The sequence below is a fragment of the Secundilactobacillus muriivasis genome (assembly GCF_054785195.1).
This window is the reverse complement of the sequence record NZ_BAABMI010000021.1, coordinates 16102-34963: the sequence shown is the minus strand read 5'-3', so window position 1 is coordinate 34963 and position 18862 is coordinate 16102. Positions and strand designations below refer to the sequence as shown.

18 protein-coding genes and 1 pseudogene are annotated in these 18862 nt (G+C 47.2%); 2 read left to right on the top strand and 17 right to left on the bottom strand.

The window, feature by feature from the left end; translation table 11 throughout:
• Positions 1–7 precede the first annotated feature (7 nt).
• Positions 8–370, bottom strand: a complete 363-nt coding sequence (locus tag ACYVR3_RS06120; RefSeq protein ID WP_054737260.1) for an Asp23/Gls24 family envelope stress response protein — start codon at positions 368–370, stop codon at positions 8–10.
• Between the two features lie 424 nt (positions 371–794).
• On the opposite strand from ACYVR3_RS06120, the gene rpmB reads away from it, so the two are divergent.
• Positions 795–980, top strand: a complete 186-nt coding sequence (rpmB, locus tag ACYVR3_RS06115; protein ID WP_054737259.1) for a 50S ribosomal protein L28 — start codon at positions 795–797, stop codon at positions 978–980.
• 172 nt (positions 981–1152) lie between these two features.
• Here rpmB and ACYVR3_RS06110 read toward each other — a convergent pair whose 3' ends face one another.
• The 11 genes from ACYVR3_RS06110 to gmk all read right to left on the bottom strand — a co-directional run bounded on the left by ACYVR3_RS06110 (position 1153) and on the right by gmk (position 13744).
• On the bottom strand, positions 1153–1806 hold the full coding sequence (locus ACYVR3_RS06110; RefSeq protein WP_461243510.1) for a thiamine diphosphokinase: 654 nt from the start codon (positions 1804–1806) through the stop codon (positions 1153–1155).
• 1 nt (position 1807) lies between these two features.
• Complete coding sequence (gene rpe / locus ACYVR3_RS06105; RefSeq protein WP_054737257.1) at positions 1808–2458, bottom strand: ribulose-phosphate 3-epimerase; 651 nt, start codon at positions 2456–2458, stop codon at positions 1808–1810.
• Positions 2459–2469: 11 nt separating this feature from the next.
• The gene (rsgA, locus tag ACYVR3_RS06100; protein ID WP_461243509.1) at positions 2470–3363 is read right to left on the bottom strand and encodes a ribosome small subunit-dependent GTPase A; all 894 of its coding nucleotides are present in this window, start codon (positions 3361–3363) and stop codon (positions 2470–2472) included.
• Positions 3364–3925: 562 nt separating this feature from the next.
• Positions 3926–5917: a Stk1 family PASTA domain-containing Ser/Thr kinase gene (pknB, locus tag ACYVR3_RS06095; RefSeq protein ID WP_461243508.1), complete on the bottom strand. Its 1992-nt coding sequence runs from the start codon at positions 5915–5917 to the stop codon at positions 3926–3928.
• Positions 5917–6660 (bottom strand): Stp1/IreP family PP2C-type Ser/Thr phosphatase, encoded by a 744-nt coding sequence (locus ACYVR3_RS06090; protein ID WP_057151617.1) that lies wholly within the window; start codon positions 6658–6660, stop codon positions 5917–5919. Before ACYVR3_RS06090 ends, pknB begins: the two co-directional genes overlap by 1 nt.
• 16 nt (positions 6661–6676) lie before the next feature.
• Positions 6677–8029, bottom strand: a complete 1353-nt coding sequence (rsmB, locus tag ACYVR3_RS06085; RefSeq protein ID WP_461243507.1) for a 16S rRNA (cytosine(967)-C(5))-methyltransferase RsmB — start codon at positions 8027–8029, stop codon at positions 6677–6679.
• Positions 8026–8973, bottom strand: a complete 948-nt coding sequence (gene fmt / locus ACYVR3_RS06080) for a methionyl-tRNA formyltransferase (protein ID WP_461243506.1) — start codon at positions 8971–8973, stop codon at positions 8026–8028. The genes rsmB and fmt overlap by 4 nt, the downstream gene beginning before the upstream one ends.
• 32 nt (positions 8974–9005) lie before the next feature.
• Positions 9006–11417: a primosomal protein N' gene (gene priA / locus ACYVR3_RS06075; RefSeq protein WP_461243505.1), complete on the bottom strand. Its 2412-nt coding sequence runs from the start codon at positions 11415–11417 to the stop codon at positions 9006–9008.
• Between the two features lies 1 nt (position 11418).
• Positions 11419–12630 carry a bifunctional phosphopantothenoylcysteine decarboxylase/phosphopantothenate--cysteine ligase CoaBC gene (coaBC, locus tag ACYVR3_RS06070; protein WP_461243504.1) on the bottom strand — a complete coding sequence of 404 codons (1212 nt, stop codon included), beginning with the start codon at positions 12628–12630 and terminating at the stop codon, positions 11419–11421.
• A 287-nt stretch (positions 12631–12917) separates the two neighbouring features.
• Complete coding sequence (rpoZ, locus tag ACYVR3_RS06065) at positions 12918–13130, bottom strand: DNA-directed RNA polymerase subunit omega (protein ID WP_057151619.1); 213 nt, start codon at positions 13128–13130, stop codon at positions 12918–12920.
• 2 nt (positions 13131–13132) lie between these two features.
• Positions 13133–13744: a guanylate kinase gene (gmk, locus tag ACYVR3_RS06060; protein WP_461243503.1), complete on the bottom strand. Its 612-nt coding sequence runs from the start codon at positions 13742–13744 to the stop codon at positions 13133–13135.
• A gap of 358 nt (positions 13745–14102) precedes the next feature.
• On the opposite strand from gmk, the gene ACYVR3_RS06055 reads away from it, so the two are divergent.
• Positions 14103–14417, top strand: coding sequence for a hypothetical protein (locus ACYVR3_RS06055; RefSeq protein ID WP_461243502.1), 315 nt, complete (start codon positions 14103–14105; stop codon positions 14415–14417).
• 135 nt (positions 14418–14552) lie between these two features.
• Here ACYVR3_RS06055 and recN read toward each other — a convergent pair whose 3' ends face one another.
• The 5 genes and pseudogenes from recN to ACYVR3_RS06030 form a co-directional block, all read right to left on the bottom strand.
• Positions 14553–16253: a DNA repair protein RecN gene (gene recN / locus ACYVR3_RS06050; RefSeq protein WP_461243501.1), complete on the bottom strand. Its 1701-nt coding sequence runs from the start codon at positions 16251–16253 to the stop codon at positions 14553–14555.
• Positions 16254–16358: 105 nt separating this feature from the next.
• A complete protein-coding gene (locus tag ACYVR3_RS06045) occupies positions 16359–16811 on the bottom strand; it encodes an arginine repressor (RefSeq protein WP_054737094.1) in 453 nt (150 codons plus the stop codon).
• Between the two features lie 89 nt (positions 16812–16900).
• Positions 16901–17713: pseudogene (locus tag ACYVR3_RS06040) on the bottom strand (TlyA family RNA methyltransferase).
• Between the two features lie 8 nt (positions 17714–17721).
• Complete coding sequence (locus tag ACYVR3_RS06035) at positions 17722–18624, bottom strand: polyprenyl synthetase family protein (RefSeq protein ID WP_461243500.1); 903 nt, start codon at positions 18622–18624, stop codon at positions 17722–17724.
• On the bottom strand, positions 18617–18862 hold the full coding sequence (locus ACYVR3_RS06030; RefSeq protein ID WP_054737091.1) for an exodeoxyribonuclease VII small subunit: 246 nt from the start codon (positions 18860–18862) through the stop codon (positions 18617–18619). Before ACYVR3_RS06030 ends, ACYVR3_RS06035 begins: the two co-directional genes overlap by 8 nt.

Here is an 18862-nt window from a genome sequence, read left to right as displayed (position 1 = left end):
CCGATTCTTACTCGCTGAGCACTTGTACGCCCTGTACCGTCACGTTCACAGCGTTAGCGGTAATGCCGAGCATTGTTTCTAGATTATACTTTACTTTTGATTGGACTGTTCGTGAAACTTCAGAAATCTTGGTCCCATAGCTGACGATGATGTTCACGTCAACGGCGACCCCGTTATCTTCTTGGCGCACGACAACACCCTTTGCGTAGTTTTCGCGCTTCAAAATATCGTTCACATTATCGCGAATCTGATTTTTGCTTGCCATACCCACAACACCATAACTGTCGGTAGCAGCCCCACCAACAACCGTTGCGATGACATCATTATCAATATCAATCAAGCCATGTTGCGTTTTAATTTTTACGGCCATCAAGAACAGCCTCCTTGCATCCTAGTCTTAACGATAATTTATATTAACACAAGCCTGCTAAAAAACAAATTTTCAGATTAACTGACAGCTATCAGTAACAGACTCGCTATCGTCACATAGTTTCATTATACACTGCCTGAACGCCGGTGAAAAGCCAAGCGTTCGCTTTAATTCACGTCATTTTTTTAGGCATCATTTCGCTTCATTGAATCTTCCTTTATCTTTCATTCAATCGGTTAATGACCGTTAATATTTTGATACAAAATCACATATTTGACACTTTTTTCAAAAAAAAGCGGCAAATTTCACTGTAAAGTAATTTTACTTGCCAGAAAACTATTGCAATCCGAATTTGTCTATGATAAATTGTTTTAGTGAGCTAAAAACAACGTTTTATAGATAAGTCTTAAAGGAGGTAGTTACCATGGCAAAAGATTTCATCAACGGCAAGCGTACTCGTTTCGGTAACAAGCGCTCCCACGCCTTGAACTCATCACGGCGTTCATGGAAGCCAAACTTGCAAAAAGTTACGATCTTAGTGAATGGCAAGCCTAAGAAGGTTTGGCTTTCTGCTCGGACTTTAAAGTCAGGTAAAGTAACCCGCGTTTAATTAAAAAAGTTTGGCGCTGCGCCAAGCTTTTTTTGTTTCAACGACGTGGTCATGGTCGTGAGGTCACTCACCCTCTCAGACGTGATGCGTCAAACAATTCAGTTCTTTCAACCAAAAAATGGCGACCAGCGCACTTGCGCTGATCGCCATTTTTTGTTGTCTTGACGTTTGTTTAATGGGTGTCTCGGCTTTGAATCACCGCTAACAACCCTGACGTAAATGAGAAGTGACCCGTTTCGCCCACAAACTCGTTACTAGCATACGAAATCGGATACGGCACATTTTCGTCCGCTAACCGGTATTTTTCATCCAGTAGTTTCAAATGATCGACCTTTTCCAAGGGAACAAAAGCCAGATACTTTTTATCGGCTTCTTTTTGGAGCTCATATTCCCCAGGGAGGTAAAAGGTGATCGTGTTGCCGCGATCGATGAAGCGAATCTTTGGCGCAAATTCACGATAGCGTGGTTTTAGCACTAACCATAAATTCGCTAAAAAGTGATCAAGCCGGCCGCCAGTCGCACCATAGATATCTAATCGATCAGACTGATACTCCTTGAGCGCCACCGTAATAGCTAACTCGGTATCCGTCTCATCTTTTTCGGGAATCGCCTGACGAATATCCGTTACGGATTGCTTCACTAATGAGAGCTCGTCAGCTGATAATGAATCAAAATCACCGATGGCAACCAACGGCGTAATTCCCATTTTGAGCAATCGTAACGTACCGCGATCCACCCCGATCCAATCGCCACTTACCTTGCCAGCGGCTAATTGATCTGGCCATTCGCTGGTTGGACCACCGACCAGCAAGTTTAAGTGTGTCATGTTACTTCGTCGCTTCCTTCAAAGTGGCTACTTGACCAGCAGGATCAGCAGCATCAAAAATGTATGAGCCGGCAACAGCAACGGTCGCCCCAGCATCCTTGCAGGCCTTGATGGTGTTGTCCTTAACACCGCCATCAACTTCGATATCAAAATCGTAGCCTTCAGTTTGCTTTAATTGATCTAATTGTTGAATCTTCTTCAACGTTTCTGGCAGGAACTTTTGGCCACCAAAGCCTGGGTTAACGGTCATTACAAGGACTTGGTCAACCATGTAAAGAACTGGCTTGATCATTTCAACTGGGGTCCCAGGGTTGATCACAACTTCAGCCTTGGCACCAGCGTTCTTGATTTGTTGTAAGGCCCGGTGAATATGTGGGGTTGCTTCAACGTGCACCCCGATAATATCAGCGCCACTTTCAGCAAATAATTCAACGTACCGTTCGGGATTTTGCACCATTAAGTGAACATCTAACACCATGTTGGTAATTGGGCGAATTGCTTTGACCCAACCAGGACCGTATGACAGTGCGGGTACAAATGATCCGTCCATCACATCAATATGCAGGTATTCGGCCCCAGCCTTATCAACTACTTCGATATCCTTTTGAAGATTAACGTAATCAGCACTCAAAATCGATGGTGCAATTTTCATGAAAAAGTCCCTCATTTCTTATAGTTTGGTTTTTGATTCTTTAACGCTTGGTATAACAACAAATAGTTATCGTACCGACTCTGAAGAATAGTCCCGTCCTCGACCTGTGCTTTGACGGCACAGCCGGGTTCATTCACGTGAACGCAACCCCGAAAACGACAATCAACGGCAGCCCGCCGAAACTCTCGGAAATACTGGCCGAGTTCCTTTTCGGTCAAGTCAAACGCATCATACGATGAAAAGCCAGGGGTGTCAGCAATCAAGCCATCGGCAACGGGTAACAACTGTACCCGCCGAGTCGTATGCTTCCCACGGTTCAGCGCCTGTGAGATCTCACCCGTCGCAAGTTCAAGGTCGGGCGCAACGTGGTTCAGCAGGGTCGATTTACCCGCCCCAGTTTGCCCCATGATGACGCTCACCTTATTAGCCAACAATTGCTTGACCGTCGCAATTGCCTCATCCGAAAACGGCACCGGCGTATACACGACCTCATACCCAATTTTGCGGTAATCTGCCGCTAACTGATCAAACTCAGTTTGTTCAGTCGCCGTCAATAAATCCGTTTTGGTGAGGTAGATCACCGGTTCAATGTCGGCAATTTCAAGTGCCAATAACTGACGATCCAATAAATTGGTTGAAAAAACCGGTTCCCGAACCGCAGTAGCAACAATCGCCTGATCAACGTTAGCAACCGGTGGTCGAACCAGGCTATTGTGCCGAGGCTTGACTTCCAAAATATACCCTTCGTGATCATTGGGGGCATCGATCACCACCCGATCCCCCACCAATGGGGTAATCTTTCGGCTCCGAAAATTGCCTCGTGCCCGGGTTCGAACTAACTGCCCCTCATCTGTCATTACGTCGTAAAATCCGCTTAATGATTGTCGAATTTGGCCTTCCGCCACATCAACGCCACCTTTCAAAGTTGTTTAAAGTATCAAAACCAATTCTTTTTCATTATAAAAGATGTCTAGACAAAAAACAATTAAGAGTGTGCGGAGCGAGGCGGTTAGAAAGCGGCGTGTAACGGGGACTAAGGTAAACTACCGGGGTTTGGTAGTTTGGCTTAGTCCCCGTTACACATAGCTTTCTGCCTCGCGTAGCACCATTCGGCACGGTAGTCGAAAAACACGTGATGGCTGCGTTACAACGACTTCAGTATTTCTAAAAATACGATTCAAACTAGCGCCGAATTCACCGCAGCTTTAGCCAGCGAAATGATGACAAATACTCATCTCCAAATTTAAGGCCAACACCTCAGTTGGATAAGAAAAAAAGCCAGATTGATCAGCATCAATCTGGCCCCTTAACTTAGCGTTATTAACCTCAACCCTGTTACCAGGTCTAATCATCAGCTAGAAAACATTAATTCCAACACTCAAAAAAAATAACCCGCAGATTCCAAAACCAGGAACCCACGAGTTATTTTGATATTTTGGAACTTAACCACTTTCAGCCACTCACAACTCAATGCGAATTCTTAGTCACATGATTATCCGCCAAAATCACCTTACCATCTCGCATAATCTTATAGCCACCACTCTTACCCGATTCAACCGCAAATGACAGGGTCACCTGCGTATCTTTAGCAATTGTCAGTTGCTTATAAACGGTGCTGTAATCGTGATCTTGATCGCGCAGATAAATCTGAATGACGTTTGATTCCGTTGTTGATTCACTGCTGCTCGTCGCATCATCACTAGTGGTGCTATCAGAAGACGATGCCGCCTGTTCAAACGGAATATCCACCGTGACGTCAAAATCATTCACCTTAGGCGTTGAATCGGCCACCGGCTTCTTCCCCCGAGACAGGGTCACAACGATGGTTGTCCCTTCGCTCAGCATGCTACCAGCTGCTGGTGATTGGGCAATCGTGACGTCCTTTTTCTCAGAAGCGTATTTATAGTTAAACGACACGTTCAGTGATTCTCGACTAACGTAATTTTGAACCTCGGACTTGGTTTTACCAATCAAGTTAGCTAAGGTCAGTTGACGTTGACCGGCAGAAACCGTAAAGGTCACCGTCGTCTTCTTGGGGTTAATGTACTGACCAGCTTGGATACTTTGCTGCATAACCATGCCGATCGCCACATCACTTGACGTTTGGTTTTGTTTTTTAACCGTTACCCCACGCGCCTTCAATAGTGCCGCCGCGCGCGTGTAAGACTGGCCGATATAATTACCAACTCGAACCAATTTTGGCCCTGAACTGATGATCAACTTCACCTTGCTCTTTTGCTGTACGGCATGGGCCCGCGTTGGATCGGTTTTAATCACCCGATTTTTAGCAACTCGGTTGCTGGCCTGACGTTTGATCGTCCCCACTTCTAAGTTTTGATCAGCTAATTTCTTAGTTGCTTGGCTGACCGTTAACCCTTGAACGTTGGGAATATCCGCATACCGTGGTCGCCCAAGCCAAAACGCGAGGACCAGCACGGCAATCATCACCAGCAATGCGATCAAGCCGCCAATCAGCCACTTTTTCCGCCGGCGCATCGGCTTCTTTTTCTTAGTCGCTTTTGCCGCTTTATCCGGACTATCGGGTGCCAACGTTGCTTGAAGTGCTGACTTATCCAGCACCTTTGTCTCGCCATTATCTGCACCGTCATCGGGCACAAACCGACCTTCACTGGCTCGCCGCGGTGATAGCGACGTCTCTAGGTCATCCGCCATCGCCGCAACACTTTCATACCGGTCAGCCGGTCGTTTAGACGTCGCCTGTAACACCACGTTTTCCAACGCTTGCGGGATGCGGGGATCAAACTCTCTCACCGAAGGAATCTCTGATTGGAAATGTTTGATGGCAATCGATACCGCGGTTTCACCCTTAAACGGCACCGTGCCCGTCAACAGTTCATACAAAATAATCCCCAATGAGTAGATATCCGACTTCTTAGTCGCCATGCCACCCCGAGCCTGTTCAGGCGATAGGTAGTGGACGGAACCGAGCACAGTATTGGTTTGCGTCAGTGAATTTTCAGATAGTGCCACCGCAATCCCGAAGTCGGTGATTTTTGCCACCCCATTTTCATCAATTAAGATGTTTTGGGGTTTTAGATCCCGGTGAATAATATTGTGCTCATGAGCCACCGACACCGCCGAGAGCACTTGTTCCATGATGTTGATGACTTCTTGGTAGGGAATCGGAAAATGTTTTTGAATGTAGGCTTTCAGATCCATCCCTTTAACGTATTCCATAACCAGATACTGCATGCCGTTTTCTTCACCAACGTCATACACACTGACCACGTTAGGATGAACGAGCTCCGTTGCCGCCAGACCTTCACGCTGAAAGCGTTTGACCGTCTGCGGATCATCTCGTAAATCTAATCGCAGTAACTTGACCGATACATCTCGGTCCAAAATCAAATCATGGGCCAAATAAACGTTGGCCATCCCACCTTCACCAAGCGACCGGGTGATTCGGTACCGACCGCCTAACATATATCCTGGTCGCATCAGTCAGCACCCTCCGATCCGTTGTCGATGATCACAACCGTAATATTATCCAAACCACCAGCCTCGTTAGCAAGGGCAATCAACTGATCACACTTGGCCAACAATGACTGCTCTGTTTCTAAAACGGCCTGAATTTGGTCATCACTCACCATGTTAGTTAGGCCATCCGAACACAAAAGAATCTGATCATTGGCAGCTAACTTTAAGTAACGCAAATCGATGGTCACTTGCTTATCGATTCCTAATGACCGGGTGATCACGTTTTTTTGAGGGTGGACTTTAGCCGCTTGCTTTGATAATTCACCGCGTTTCACCAGTTCGTTAACCAGTGAATGATCTTCCGTTACCTGAGTAAACTGATGATCACGCAATAGGTAAGCCCGACTGTCGCCAATGTTACCAATCAAATACGCCGATTGAAAAATCATCGTCAGCACAACTGTAGTGCCCATTCCCATCAAATCCTCAAATTGCTGTGAACGCTCACGAATCGTTTGGTTTTCAGTTTCAATTTGTTCTTGCAGCCAGTCCGATGCCGTCTCGTAATCGGTTAACGTAGTAGCTTCAAACGCATGGCCAATGTGGGAAACGGCCATCTCAGACGCAACGTCACCGCCCTGATTGCCACCAATCCCATCGGCAATAATGGCTAAATTAACGCCAGCCTGATTGGTAAAAGTGCCGACATTATCCTCGTTATCCGTTCGTCGTTCCCCGATTGCTGTTCGATAAGCAATTTGCATGTTGTTATAACCTCACTTAACGTACTCGTTTAAATTGGCTAATGAAGAACCCATCAGAATCATAGTCATCCGGGTAAATTTCCAAGTAGTCAGTCGTTCGATCAGGTTTCAAATCGTTAGCCGTTGCCACCCGTTGAGACTCAAATTCGGGGTGAGCAGCTAAAAAGGCTGCCACGACGTCCCGGTTTTCCTGATTCAAAATCGTACAAGTACTATAAGTTATTATACCGTCAATTGCGACCTTCGTGGCAACTGCATTTAAAATTGATAGCTGAACTTTCGCTAAATTCTGAGAATCACTCAGTTGTTTTTCGTAACGGATCTCTGGTTTCCGGCGAACGAGACCAATCCCAGAACATGGTGCATCAACCAAAATTTGGTCAAAGGCATCGTCTGGATATTGATCATCGATTTTTCGAGCGTCCAAGGCAACCGCAGTCACCCGATCGTTAACACCCATCCGTTTTGCGTTATGCTTGATCAATTTCACTTTATTTTCGTGAATGTCGAGGGCCACGACTTCACCGCCGTCAGCCACCGTTAACTTTTCAGCTAATTGGACCGTTTTACCACCTGGAGCAGCACAAGCGTCTAAAACGCGCATGCTTGGCGTCAAAGCCATACTTTCTGCTGGCAACATGGCACTTTCGTCTTGGATCGTCATTGCCCCATCTTTAAACAAGGCAGACTGATTAGCTGGTCGGCCACTCAACACAAGACCGGCTTTCGCCACTTGACTGCGCGTCACGTCATAACCTTCCGCCGTCAGTTGTTCAACCGCAGCATCCACGGTTCCCCGTTCCAAGTTCACCCGAACGGATTGGTTAGCCGGCTGATTAATGTGACTTAAAATGGATACCGTTTTGGCCTGGCCTAATTGGTCAGTCAACGTTTCAATTAGCCAAGTTGGTACCGAATAAGTCACACTTAATCGAGTGAGCGGGTCATCAATTGTCGCTGGATCAGGAATGCCGACCCGGTCAATTTGGTGAAGTACCCCCGTCACAAATCGACGAATGCCTTCGTGACCGCGCTTCTTGGCAATTTGAATCGTTTCATCGAACACGGCGCGCTTAGGCACCCGTTCCAGATACTGCCACTGGTAAAGGGCAGTTTCTAACAGTACCATGACCCAATCCGTCACCTTTTGTGGCTTCTTGATAAACGGCTTTAATTGGTAAGTTAACGTCAATCGGTGCTGAATCACGCCGTAGACGATCGTTGTCAACAACCCCGTATCTCGTGGTGAAAGGTCATTATCATCGATTAATTGGTTCAATTGTAAGTTTGAATAAGCCCCGTTTTGAACCTTCATTAGTGCCGTGACGGCTAATGACCGCGGGTTTTGATCCTGTTTCGTTGTTGTCATAGTGTGACCACCTGTTCGCCGACTTCAAGGGCGTCTTCCGTTCCATTCAAAAAATCAGTAATACTTTGCTTGGGTTTTCCCGCTGGCTGGAGTTTGTTGATGGCAATAACGCCGTGATTACCGGTCGCCAATGCCAATTCATGCTTACCCCGACGAACAACTTGTCCAGCGGTCAATTCTGTCGTTTCATCTAAAATCGTGACGTCCCAGAGTTTAGTTCGAACGCCAGCTAAAATGATAAAGGACGATGGGAACGGCCGTAGCCCACGAATCTTGGCATCGATCAACGCTGCTGGCAACGTAAAATCAACTTGCTCTTCTTCGGGTTTGATCGTTGGTGAAAAACTAACCCGTTCCGGATCTTGTGGCACTGGGTGCACATCGCCAGCAATCAACTTAGGCAGCGTTTCTAACAGTAAATCTCGACCTAAGATGCTGAGCTTATCAAACATCGTGCCAACATCATCCGTTTTTTCGATTGGAATGGCACGTTGACTGATTACGTCACCGGCATCCATCTTCTTGACCATGTAAATAATCGAGACGCTAGTTTCAGCATCGTTGTTCATCACTGCATAGTGAACTGGTGCGCCACCCCGGTATTTTGGTAACAGTGAGGCATGCACGTTGACCGCTGCTAATTTGACTGATTCTAATAGCTTCGTTGGCAAAAATTGACCAAAGGCGGCCGTTACAATGAGATCAGGGGCCAGTGCAATCACTTCTGCCATTTCATCGCTACCACTGATCTTTTCGGGTTGTAGTACACGAATATCGTGTGCCACAGCCACTTTTTTAACGGGTGAGGCCGTTAACACGTGCTTCCGACCAACTGGCCGATCCGGCTGCGTCACCACTGCCTTCACATCGTAACCGGTTTGAATCAAACTCTCTAAAATTGGCGCCGAAAATTCCGGCGTTCCCATAAACACAATTGACGTCAAACTTAACACTCCTTCATTGATCACCCAAGAGACTACATAAAGCTCATGGGGTTATTATCGATTGCAATTTGCAGGCCAGAACGACTCTTACGTTGCGCTTGTGACAGCAGCTTAAACAGCGCGGTCTGCAACTGCGGTTCTTGCTTATACTTAATGACTAATTGATAGTAGTACCGTTTATTGATTCGAGCAATTGCCCCTGGCGTGGGACCCAGCATGATTGCATTTGGACTCAGCGTGGTTTGGAGTTGCTGGACGATTTGATGAATCGCCGTTGCGGCGACGGACTCGGTTTCATCACTCACCGTCAGCTTAACGGCGAAGTAGTACGGCGGGTAATTGCCACGGTGACGCAAGTGCATTTCACGCACGAAGAATTGTTCGTAATCCTGACGCTTAGCGAGTTGGATGGCGTAGTGGTCCGGATTATAGGTCTGAATCACCACTTCACCCGCCTTCTTCGCACGGCCCGCACGACCACTGACCTGTGTCAGCAACTGAAAGGTCCGTTCACTCGCCCGAAAATCAGGTAACCCGAGTGCCGTATCGGCGTTAAGTACCCCAACAAGGGTCACATCCGGGAAATCGAGTCCCTTAGCAATCATCTGCGTCCCTAATAAGATATCAGCCTGATGGGCACCAAACTGCTTTAACAGGCGCTCGTGCGCCCCTTTTCGCCGAGTTGTATCCACGTCCATTCGAATAATGCGGGCTTCTGGCAACAGCTCATGTAATTCGGCCTCTACTTTTTGCGTTCCCGTCCCGTAGTAACGAATATGGCGACTTTTACAGTTCGGGCACCGGTGTGGAATTGGTTCTTCATGACCACAGTAGTGACACTTCATCGTTTTGGTATCCATGTGCAGCGTCAACGAAATATCGCAATTAGGACACGTCAACACAAACCCACAGTCTCGACACATCACAAAGGATGAAAAGCCCCGCCGATTCAACATCAGCAGTGACTGTTCGCCCCGTGCAAGTCGATCCTTCAACGCCGTCATTAAGACCGTTGAAAAGTTACTTTCTTTGTGATGTTTCAACTCTTCAGTCATATCAACCACGCTCACTTCAGGCAGCGCCTGTTGGTTGGCCCGGGTTGGTAACAATAATCGTTGATAGCGTTGCTTTTGTGCTCGAGCCCGACTTTCAAGTGATGGCGTCGCACTTCCTAGAACCACTGGACAGTGGTGATACCGTCCCCGCCACAGCGCAACATCGCGCGCATGGTAGCGCGGATTATCCTCTTGCTTGTAGCTGGCCTCGTGCTCTTCATCTACGATAATCACACCAAGGTTCGTGATAGGTGCAAATACCGCCGACCGGGCGCCAACTACGACCCGGGCTTCCCCACGGGAGATTCGCCGCCATTCATCAAATCGTTCTCCGGCTGACAGACCACTGTGTAAAACGGCGACCTGTCGGCCAAACCGGCCACGAACTCGACCCACAATTTGGGGCGTCAATGAAATTTCAGGAACCAGCATCAACGCTTGTTTTCCTTGTGCCAAGGTGTTGGCAATCGTCTGTAAGTATACCTCAGTCTTACCGCTACCTGTGACCCCTTGCAGCAAAAACGGGGTGCTCTGCTGATCATCCGTTGCTTGGTTGATCGCATTGACCGCGGTTTGTTGATCCGGGTTAAGTTGAAGTGCCTTGGTCGTCGTCACAGCTGATTGAAATGGATCACGGTAAACTTCTGCTTGTGAGCGACTCAGCCAACCGTTTGCCTCGCCGGTCTTGATGGTCGAAGCACTCAGTCCTAGTTGCTTCTCCAGCACCGTTTGTTGAACTGGCTTCGAATGGTCGATCAAGTACGTCAGCAATTGTTCTTGCTTTAACGCACCCTTTCGCAGACCAGCTCGAGCTGACTGTAACTCATCTGAAGCCAAAGCCGGTTTCACCATCGTGACCGTTTTAACGTGGCCCTTGTTTTGAACTGCGTAACTCACCGTCACCTGTTGCTGTTTTGCTAACCGCATCAACTGCTTCACTACTGCCGGTGCAACATCATCATCCCATAAAAGTCGGTCTTGTTGGCCAAACAATGCCTGCCGGGTCTCTTCAGGTAAACTAGCTGTTGGTGTGACCCATTTTTCATAATTGGCCTTCAGTGCATTGGGTAACATTGTCTGAAGACAAGTGATCGTAAACGCATAGGTGGTTTTAGCCAGCCAGTCAGCTAACTGCATCAGTTCGGCATCTAACACTGGTGCCGGATCCATGACCGTATCGATTGCCTTTAACGTGACTGTTGCGTCCTCAACCTGATCGATCAACTGCCAGACCACGCCCTGTACCTTCCGACCACCGTTGCCAAACGGTACCACCACACGCATGCCGGGTTGAAGCATTTCTTGAAATTCTGCCGGAATCACATACGTATACGGTGTATTGGTCTGCATCGTCGGCACATCCACGATGACTTCTGCGTATTGCGTCATGCTACCCCTCTTTTTGAACGCGCTGACTGATCTGATCGACCACTTGTTGGGCAATTAACCGCTTCGACGCCAACTTGGTTTTAATCGGCGCTTGGTCCGGTTGCAAAATCGTGACCTGATTGGTATCACCGTTAAAGCCGACACCCGGTTGAGAAACATCATTGGCAATCAGCAAATCAAGGTGTTTTTCACGCAACTTTTTCGTGGCGTTATCAATCAGGTTTTGCGTCTCGGCTGCAAACCCAACGGTGAGTTGTTCGCTGGTTTTGACCTTTGCGACGGTCTTTAAAATATCAGTGGTTTTCACCAATTCAAGTGTCATCTGATCATTATCAGCCGTTTTTTTAATTTTTTGATCAACACTAACTGCCGGTTTAAAATCGGCAACTGCAGCCGCCATCACTAAAATATCAGCATCTTTAAACGCCGTTACAACGGCCGATGCCAAATCTTCGGTGCTCACAACTGGGACTAAATGCACCCCTGCTGGTACCGTCAATTTAGTTGGTGCTGAAATCAGCGTTACAATTGCGCCACGTTGTTGTAGCTCAGTGGCGATTGCGTAACCCATCTTACCAGACGAATCATTTGTAATGAACCGAACGGGATCGATGCGTTCTCGAGTCCCACCGGCGGTCACGACGACGCGCTTACCCGTTAACGGTGTCTTGGCCGTCGCCATGACACTGGCTGCCGCCAAAATGGTTTCTGGTTCAGGCATTCGACCACGGCCGGCATATCCTTCGGCCAAGAAACCAGTTTCCGGTTCCAAAATCGTGACCCCATCCGCCTTTAACGTGGCTAAATTCCGTGTCGTCGCCGGATTGGTCAGCATATGTTCGTTCATTGCTGGCACAACTAACTTAGGGGCGGTCGTGGCCATTAGCGTCAAACTCGCCATATCGTCGGCAATCCCGTTAGCCATCTTACCAATGATATCTGCGCTTGCCGGCGCAACAATTGCTAAATCGGTCCAGTCTGCTAGTTCGATGTGATCCACCGACTTGGTCTTAGCACCTGCGAAAACATCCGTCGCAACAGGTTGCTTCGATAACACTTGAAAACTAAGCGGCGTTACAAATGCCTGCGCTGCCTGCGTCATCACAACGCGAACTTCAGCACCTGATTTCACAAGCAACCGCGTTAACATCAATGCCTTATAAGCGGCAATGCTACCGGTTACGTATAGTGCAACGTGCTTTTGATTATCCATGTTTTAACGCCTCCGTTTTTTCACACACATTCTGCATTCATTGTACCAGATATCACCAGAGCGCGAAACGAAACGCGTCAGTATCGCCCCAGTGACAGACCGCTGAAATCAGCCGTCACAATAGCTAATTCACACGTGATCTCAAATCGCCAATTCACCGTATATCGGTCGCAAACAACTTCAATCGCTCAAAAAAATCCAGATATTCAATCAACTGAATATCCGGATTCTTTCAAGATTATTGAGTTATCTGCCACTAACTGAGGTGGCTGACTCACTTAATGAAACTAAGCTAAATCGTCTTCGTCAGGGTCGATTTGAACCTTACCTGCAGCGATTTCTTCTAGCGCCCGACCAATCGTTTTTGGTGATTCGTAACTAGCCAATAATGGCTTAGCACCTGCATCCAATTCGTGCGCCCGTTTGCTGGCTAACATAATTAATGAGTACCGTGAATCAACTTGTTCCAATAACTTATCTACTGATGGGTATAATAACATGTTTACTCTTCTCCAATCTGTTCATAATCCGGCATGACCCGCGTCACACGGAGACGTTCCGAGCGAATGATCGTCCGAATGCTGGCAACGGCGTTCGCAACTTCATCATTAACGACAGCGTAATCGTAATTGCGCATCATCTTGATTTCCGAAACCGCCTTTTTGATCCGAGCATTGATCACGTCAATTTCTTCAGTGCCACGGCCAATCAACCGGTGCTTTAATTCCATTAAATCAGGGGGTGTCAAGAAAACAAACACGGCATCCGGACAGTTTGCCCGAACCTGCATCGCACCATTCACTTCGATCTCTAAAAAGACATCTTTACCGGAATCTAGCGTCTCGTTCACGTAAGTCAGTGGTGTACCGTAGTAGTTATCAACGTACTTAGCGTACTCCAACATCTCACCATTCTTAATGTTTTCTTCGAACTGTTCCTTTGAAACAAAGAAATAGTCAACGCCATCCCGTTCGCCGTCGCGCGGTTGCCGGGTGGTCATTGAAATCGAGTACTGAAAGTCCGTATCTGGTTCATCAAAGAGTGCCTTGCGGACGGTCCCTTTGCCGACACCCGATGGCCCAGATAAAACGATCAACATTCCTCTTTTTGTCATTACTTGAGATCCCCTTAATTTTCAGCGTGATTATCTATCTATTATCGCACGAAAACTAACTACTTGACAAGTAGATTCTACTGTTTATACTAGTTTAATCGTCTTTAAAATCCGAAATCGGCGAAACCAAAGCGTCTAAGCCGTTATTTTACGGTCTTGCGCTCAATGATTGGATCGTGCCATTTGATTCGACCAACACCCGATATTGAGTTTAAATTCAATTAATTTAACCGTGACCAGCTAAGTCATCGTCTCGGTTTCTTTCCGTTGTCCATTTCTGAGAAAAACATTTCTCTTGCAAAATCAAACATAGGTTCGTATAATAAATTATGCAAACAAACGTTCGAGGTGATTATTCATGTCTACAGAGGTATCCGCACTTAAAAAGATTTCTAACCAACTTAATGACCGTTACCGTCAATTTTTAGAACTCGACCCGATAGAAGCCCTTCGTATGCCCGCATCTCAATTAACTTACTTTCTCAACCAGGCCATGACTCGACACTACTACGTCACCCTTCACTTAGTGGGTGATGACGAGCCGACCATGACCGGTTACCTATCCCAAGGTCCCCGCGACACGATTTTGGTCACTTTTCCACACCAAACCATGACGAGTGTTGCCCACCTGTCTCAAATTAAGTATGTCTCACGCTTAGATTATTCGGCCTAATTCGTAGGCTGACGCTAAGCGACATGAACCGTTAAACCTGAAAGTTATCCGACCTGAAAGTAACCGATTACTAACCAATAATAGTGCCGTGAATTCTAAATTCCAGAATTCACGGCACTATTTGGTATCTACAACTTATCGTTTGCCCTTCACCTGATCAGCCAGTTCAAGCAGTTCTTTGGCATGGTCTAACGCTAGATCCGTTACCGTCGTGCCGGCTGACATTCGAGCCAACTCTTGAACACGCGTATCCGTTCCCAATCGCTTAATATGGGTCTCGGTGCGATCACCCGTTACCTGTTTGGCAATAAAGTAGTGGTGGTCACTCATCGCTGCAACCTGTGGTAAATGGGTAATACAAAGGACTTGAGAATTCTGCGCAATGCCACTGATTTTTTCGGCAATTGCTTGCGCTACCCGGCCTGACACCCCGGTATCAACCTCATCAAAGATAATCGAGGTGACCCCTTGGGACTTAGAAAAAATTGTCTTTAACGCTAACATCAGGCGAGACAGCTCCCCACCAGACGCAATTTTGGCTAACGGGCGAATCTCTTCACCTGGGTTAGGTTGAATGTAAAATTCAACGTCATCCATGCCGGACGCAAAGTAGGTTGTTTCGTGGGGTTCCTTAAACCGAACCTGAAACACCGTCTTAGCCATGTACAGGTCACCCAGTTCACGCTTAACCGCCACTTCCAAGGCCGCCGCGACTTCATGTCGTTTTTCAGACAGCGCTGCACCTTGCGTCTGGAGTTGCTGTTCTTGCTCAGCGAGTTCACTATCTAAGTCGCCCTCATCAATTTCGGCCGCTTCCATATCAGCAAGTTCGCGAGTAATTTTCTTCAAATAAGCTAAAATTTGCGCTTCTGAATCCCCATACTTGCGCTTCAATTGATGAATGACATCCAGGCGTTGCTCAATCGCATCGAGTTTGTTTTCGTCCCATTCAACTAAATCAACTTGCTTAGAAAGTTCACCAGAAGCATCCTGCAACGCGTAGTACGCCGTCTGCAGTGCTTCTGAAAGTTGCTTGAATTCAGGATCAAGGTCAACGATTTCGGATAACGCGTTCATCGCTTGACCACTTAGATCCAACGCCCCGGTCACTTCTTCATTCCCATTGAGCGCTTGAAAGCTTTCCTGCAGCGCGGTATTGATTTTTTGATAGTTCACTAACCGGTCACGCTGCTGGACTAACCCGGCCTCTTCATCTGGTTGTAGACTAGCGGATTCAATTTCCTTCACTTGGAATCTCAACATATCCAATCGTTGGGCCCACTCTTTTTGGTGGGTGTTGCGATCGACCATCGATCGGTGTAATCGCTGGTACGTTTTGTAGGTAGTTTGGTAGGCCGTCTTAAGGGTCAACAACGCTTGGCCACCAAACTCGTCCAGTAACCGTAAATGCTTATCGGGTTGCATCAGCTCTTGATGTTCATTTTGACCATGAATATCAACAATGGTTTCACCGAGCTGCTTGAGGGTACTCGTATTCACCATCATGCCGTTGACGCGACAAATGTTACGGCCGCTCCGGTAAATTTCACGCTGAATGATCACCGAACCATCTTCATGATCGATGCCAAGGTCATCTAATAACTGATAGGTCTCCCCGTTATCCGGGAACACAAACGCGCCCTGTAGCACACACTTATCAGCCCCAGTTCGGACAAAGTGTTGTGACCCTCGTCCCCCCGCAAGTAGACCAACGGCGTCAATAATAATCGACTTACCGGCACCAGTTTCCCCCGTTAGAACGGTCATCCCATTTTCAAATTCAACGTCTAAACTCGCAATAATTGCGAAATTTTTAATGGATAATTCTTGTAACACTGCGTTCATCCTCCAGTATCCGTCGCAGCATGCGTGCTCGACAGTTCATCCGTAACCTAAAAACGAGTTCGGTTCACCAGACTGGTCGACCCAACTCGTTTGACATTACTGCAACAACTCTTCGATTGCCGCTTGTAACTGCAACGTTCCCGCCTCAGTTTTACAGATTGCTAGGACCGTTTCGTCATCACCAATCGTTCCAAACACAAAATCGTACTTCATCTGATCGATCAGTGCTGAAATTGCCGGCCCATTACCAGGCAATACTTTCAGCATCGCATTTTTTTCTTGGACTTTAAAGCTCACGTACGCGTCTTGCAACGTTCGCTTGAGTTTCTTTTTCGTATCTAGCTTTTTTTGAATCGGCATGTTGTAGCGGTAACCGCCCGAAGCAGCTGGTACTTTGACCAGCTGCATATCCTTGATATCCCGTGAGATTGTTGCCTGGGTCACATGAATATTTTGGGCTTCCAGTAATTTGACAAAATCTTCTTGACGCTCAATATCCTGCGTATTTAGTAGTTGGCGAATCAACCGCTGACGATCTTGTTTTTTCATGTGGCCATCTCCTTGCCCGAAAATTACTTTAGTCCCATTCTACACCCCATGCGCCACATTCAAAAGCATTTAAAAACATTTTGATAGTTTTATGCAGTTAAAGTTTGATGAGCTGTTGCCACTGTTTCAGCCACGTTGATTGCCTCCGAAATTGCTGGCGTCGTCGTCGACTTCAAGTGAACTAAGAATTCGATATTCCCTTCACCACCCGTAATTGGTGAAAAATCAAGGTGTTCAGCACTAAAGCCGCTATCAAGAGCCAACTGTAGCACCTTTTGAATCACAGCCTCATGAACCTTAGCATCCTTGACGATCCCGTGCTTACCAACGTTTTCACGCCCAGCTTCAAACTGTGGCTTGATCAAAGCAACCACTTCACCACCCGGCGCTAAAATTTTCTTCAGTGGTGGCAGGATCAAACTCAACGAGATAAACGACACATCAATCGACGAGAAGGTTGGCTGACCTTGCGTGAAGTCTTCCGGTTGACTATACCGAAAGTTCGTATGTTCCATCACAACGACCCGGTCATCTTGACGGAGTTGCCAAACGAGTTGGTTACTCCCAACGTCTAACGCGTATGACCGTTGAGCACCATTTTGGAGCATCACGTCCGTAAAGCCACCGGTTGATGACCCAATATCTAACACTACCCGATCAGTCACATCAATATTGAACACCTTTAGCGCCTTAGCAAGTTTCAGGCCACCCCGACTGACGTACGGTCATGGTTTACCCTTAATATGCAGGTCAGTTGTCACCGGAATCTTAACGCCCGGTTTATCCAAACGTTCTTCATTATCACCCAAAACTTCACCGGCCATAACCGCCCGCTTTGCTTTTTCCCGGGTATCAAATAACCCTTGGGTGACAAGTAATACATCAACACGTTGTTTTTCCATTGGTTCTCCTATTCTTTCACGCGAAAATAACTGCAAAATGACGCTAATAAACTGGTATCTAAGCCGGTTACACGTTGCAATTCGGTTAAGTTTTGTTCGGCCGATGCCACAACTTCTCGTAATCGTTGGCGCGTTCCAGCAACGCCAAATAATCCCGGATAGGTGTTCTTTGCTTCAGCGGCATCCTTGTGCGTTTGCTTACCAAGTTCAGCCGTTGTTGCGGTCACATCCAATAAGTCATCATAAATTTGAAAGGCCAGTCCGAACTGATTCGCAAACGCAAGTAATAACTGCGTCGTTTCACCAGTAACGTCACCCATAATCGTCCCCGCTTGAACGGCATAGTGTAGAAGTGCTCCCGTTTTTTGACGGTGTAACTGTTCAAGTTGGGTAAGTTCTAATTGCTGGTGCTCGCTACTAATATCTTGCGCCTGACCAGCAACCATCCCACTGGGACCCGCAGCAATTGCTAATTGTTGTGCTAACTTTAAACGTTGTGCCACTGGTAGTTGACTATCTGTGAGCCATTGAAACGCCAACGTCAATAACCCATCACCAGCTAAGGTTGCCATGCCAGCCCCGAATTTAACGTGGTTGGTTGGCACGCCGCGACGCAAGTTATCATTATCCATTGCGGGTAAGTCATCATGAATCAGTGAATAAGTATGCAGTAGTTCCAGCGCACTTGCTGCTCGAATGTGCGCCTCAGTTAGTGGCACCCGTAACGTTTTTAAAACCGCGAGCGTCAATAACGGCCGCAGTCGCTTCCCACCAGCGTTCACGGAGTACGTCATCGCATCCGTCAGAAGCGCCTGATCACTATCAACGGGGACCGCTTGCGTCAAATACCGGTTGATCACCGGAACATAGGTCGCTTCAAAGGCCGATAATTTAAGCTTAGCCCTAGTCATGATCAGTGGCCTGAGCATCCGCTGAGGTTTCAAATGGGACGGTTTGATCATCATCAGTCATCATTTCCGCCAGCGTCTTTTCTGCATCCGTTAATTTCACTTGCAGGTCGTGGCTCAAAGCGACACCCTGCTTAAATTGTGATAGCGCTTCTTCCAACGGTACATTACCCTTTTCCAGTGCCGTTACGATTTGCTCGAGTTGCGTTAAATTTTCTTCAAAAGTTGGTTCTTGGCTCAT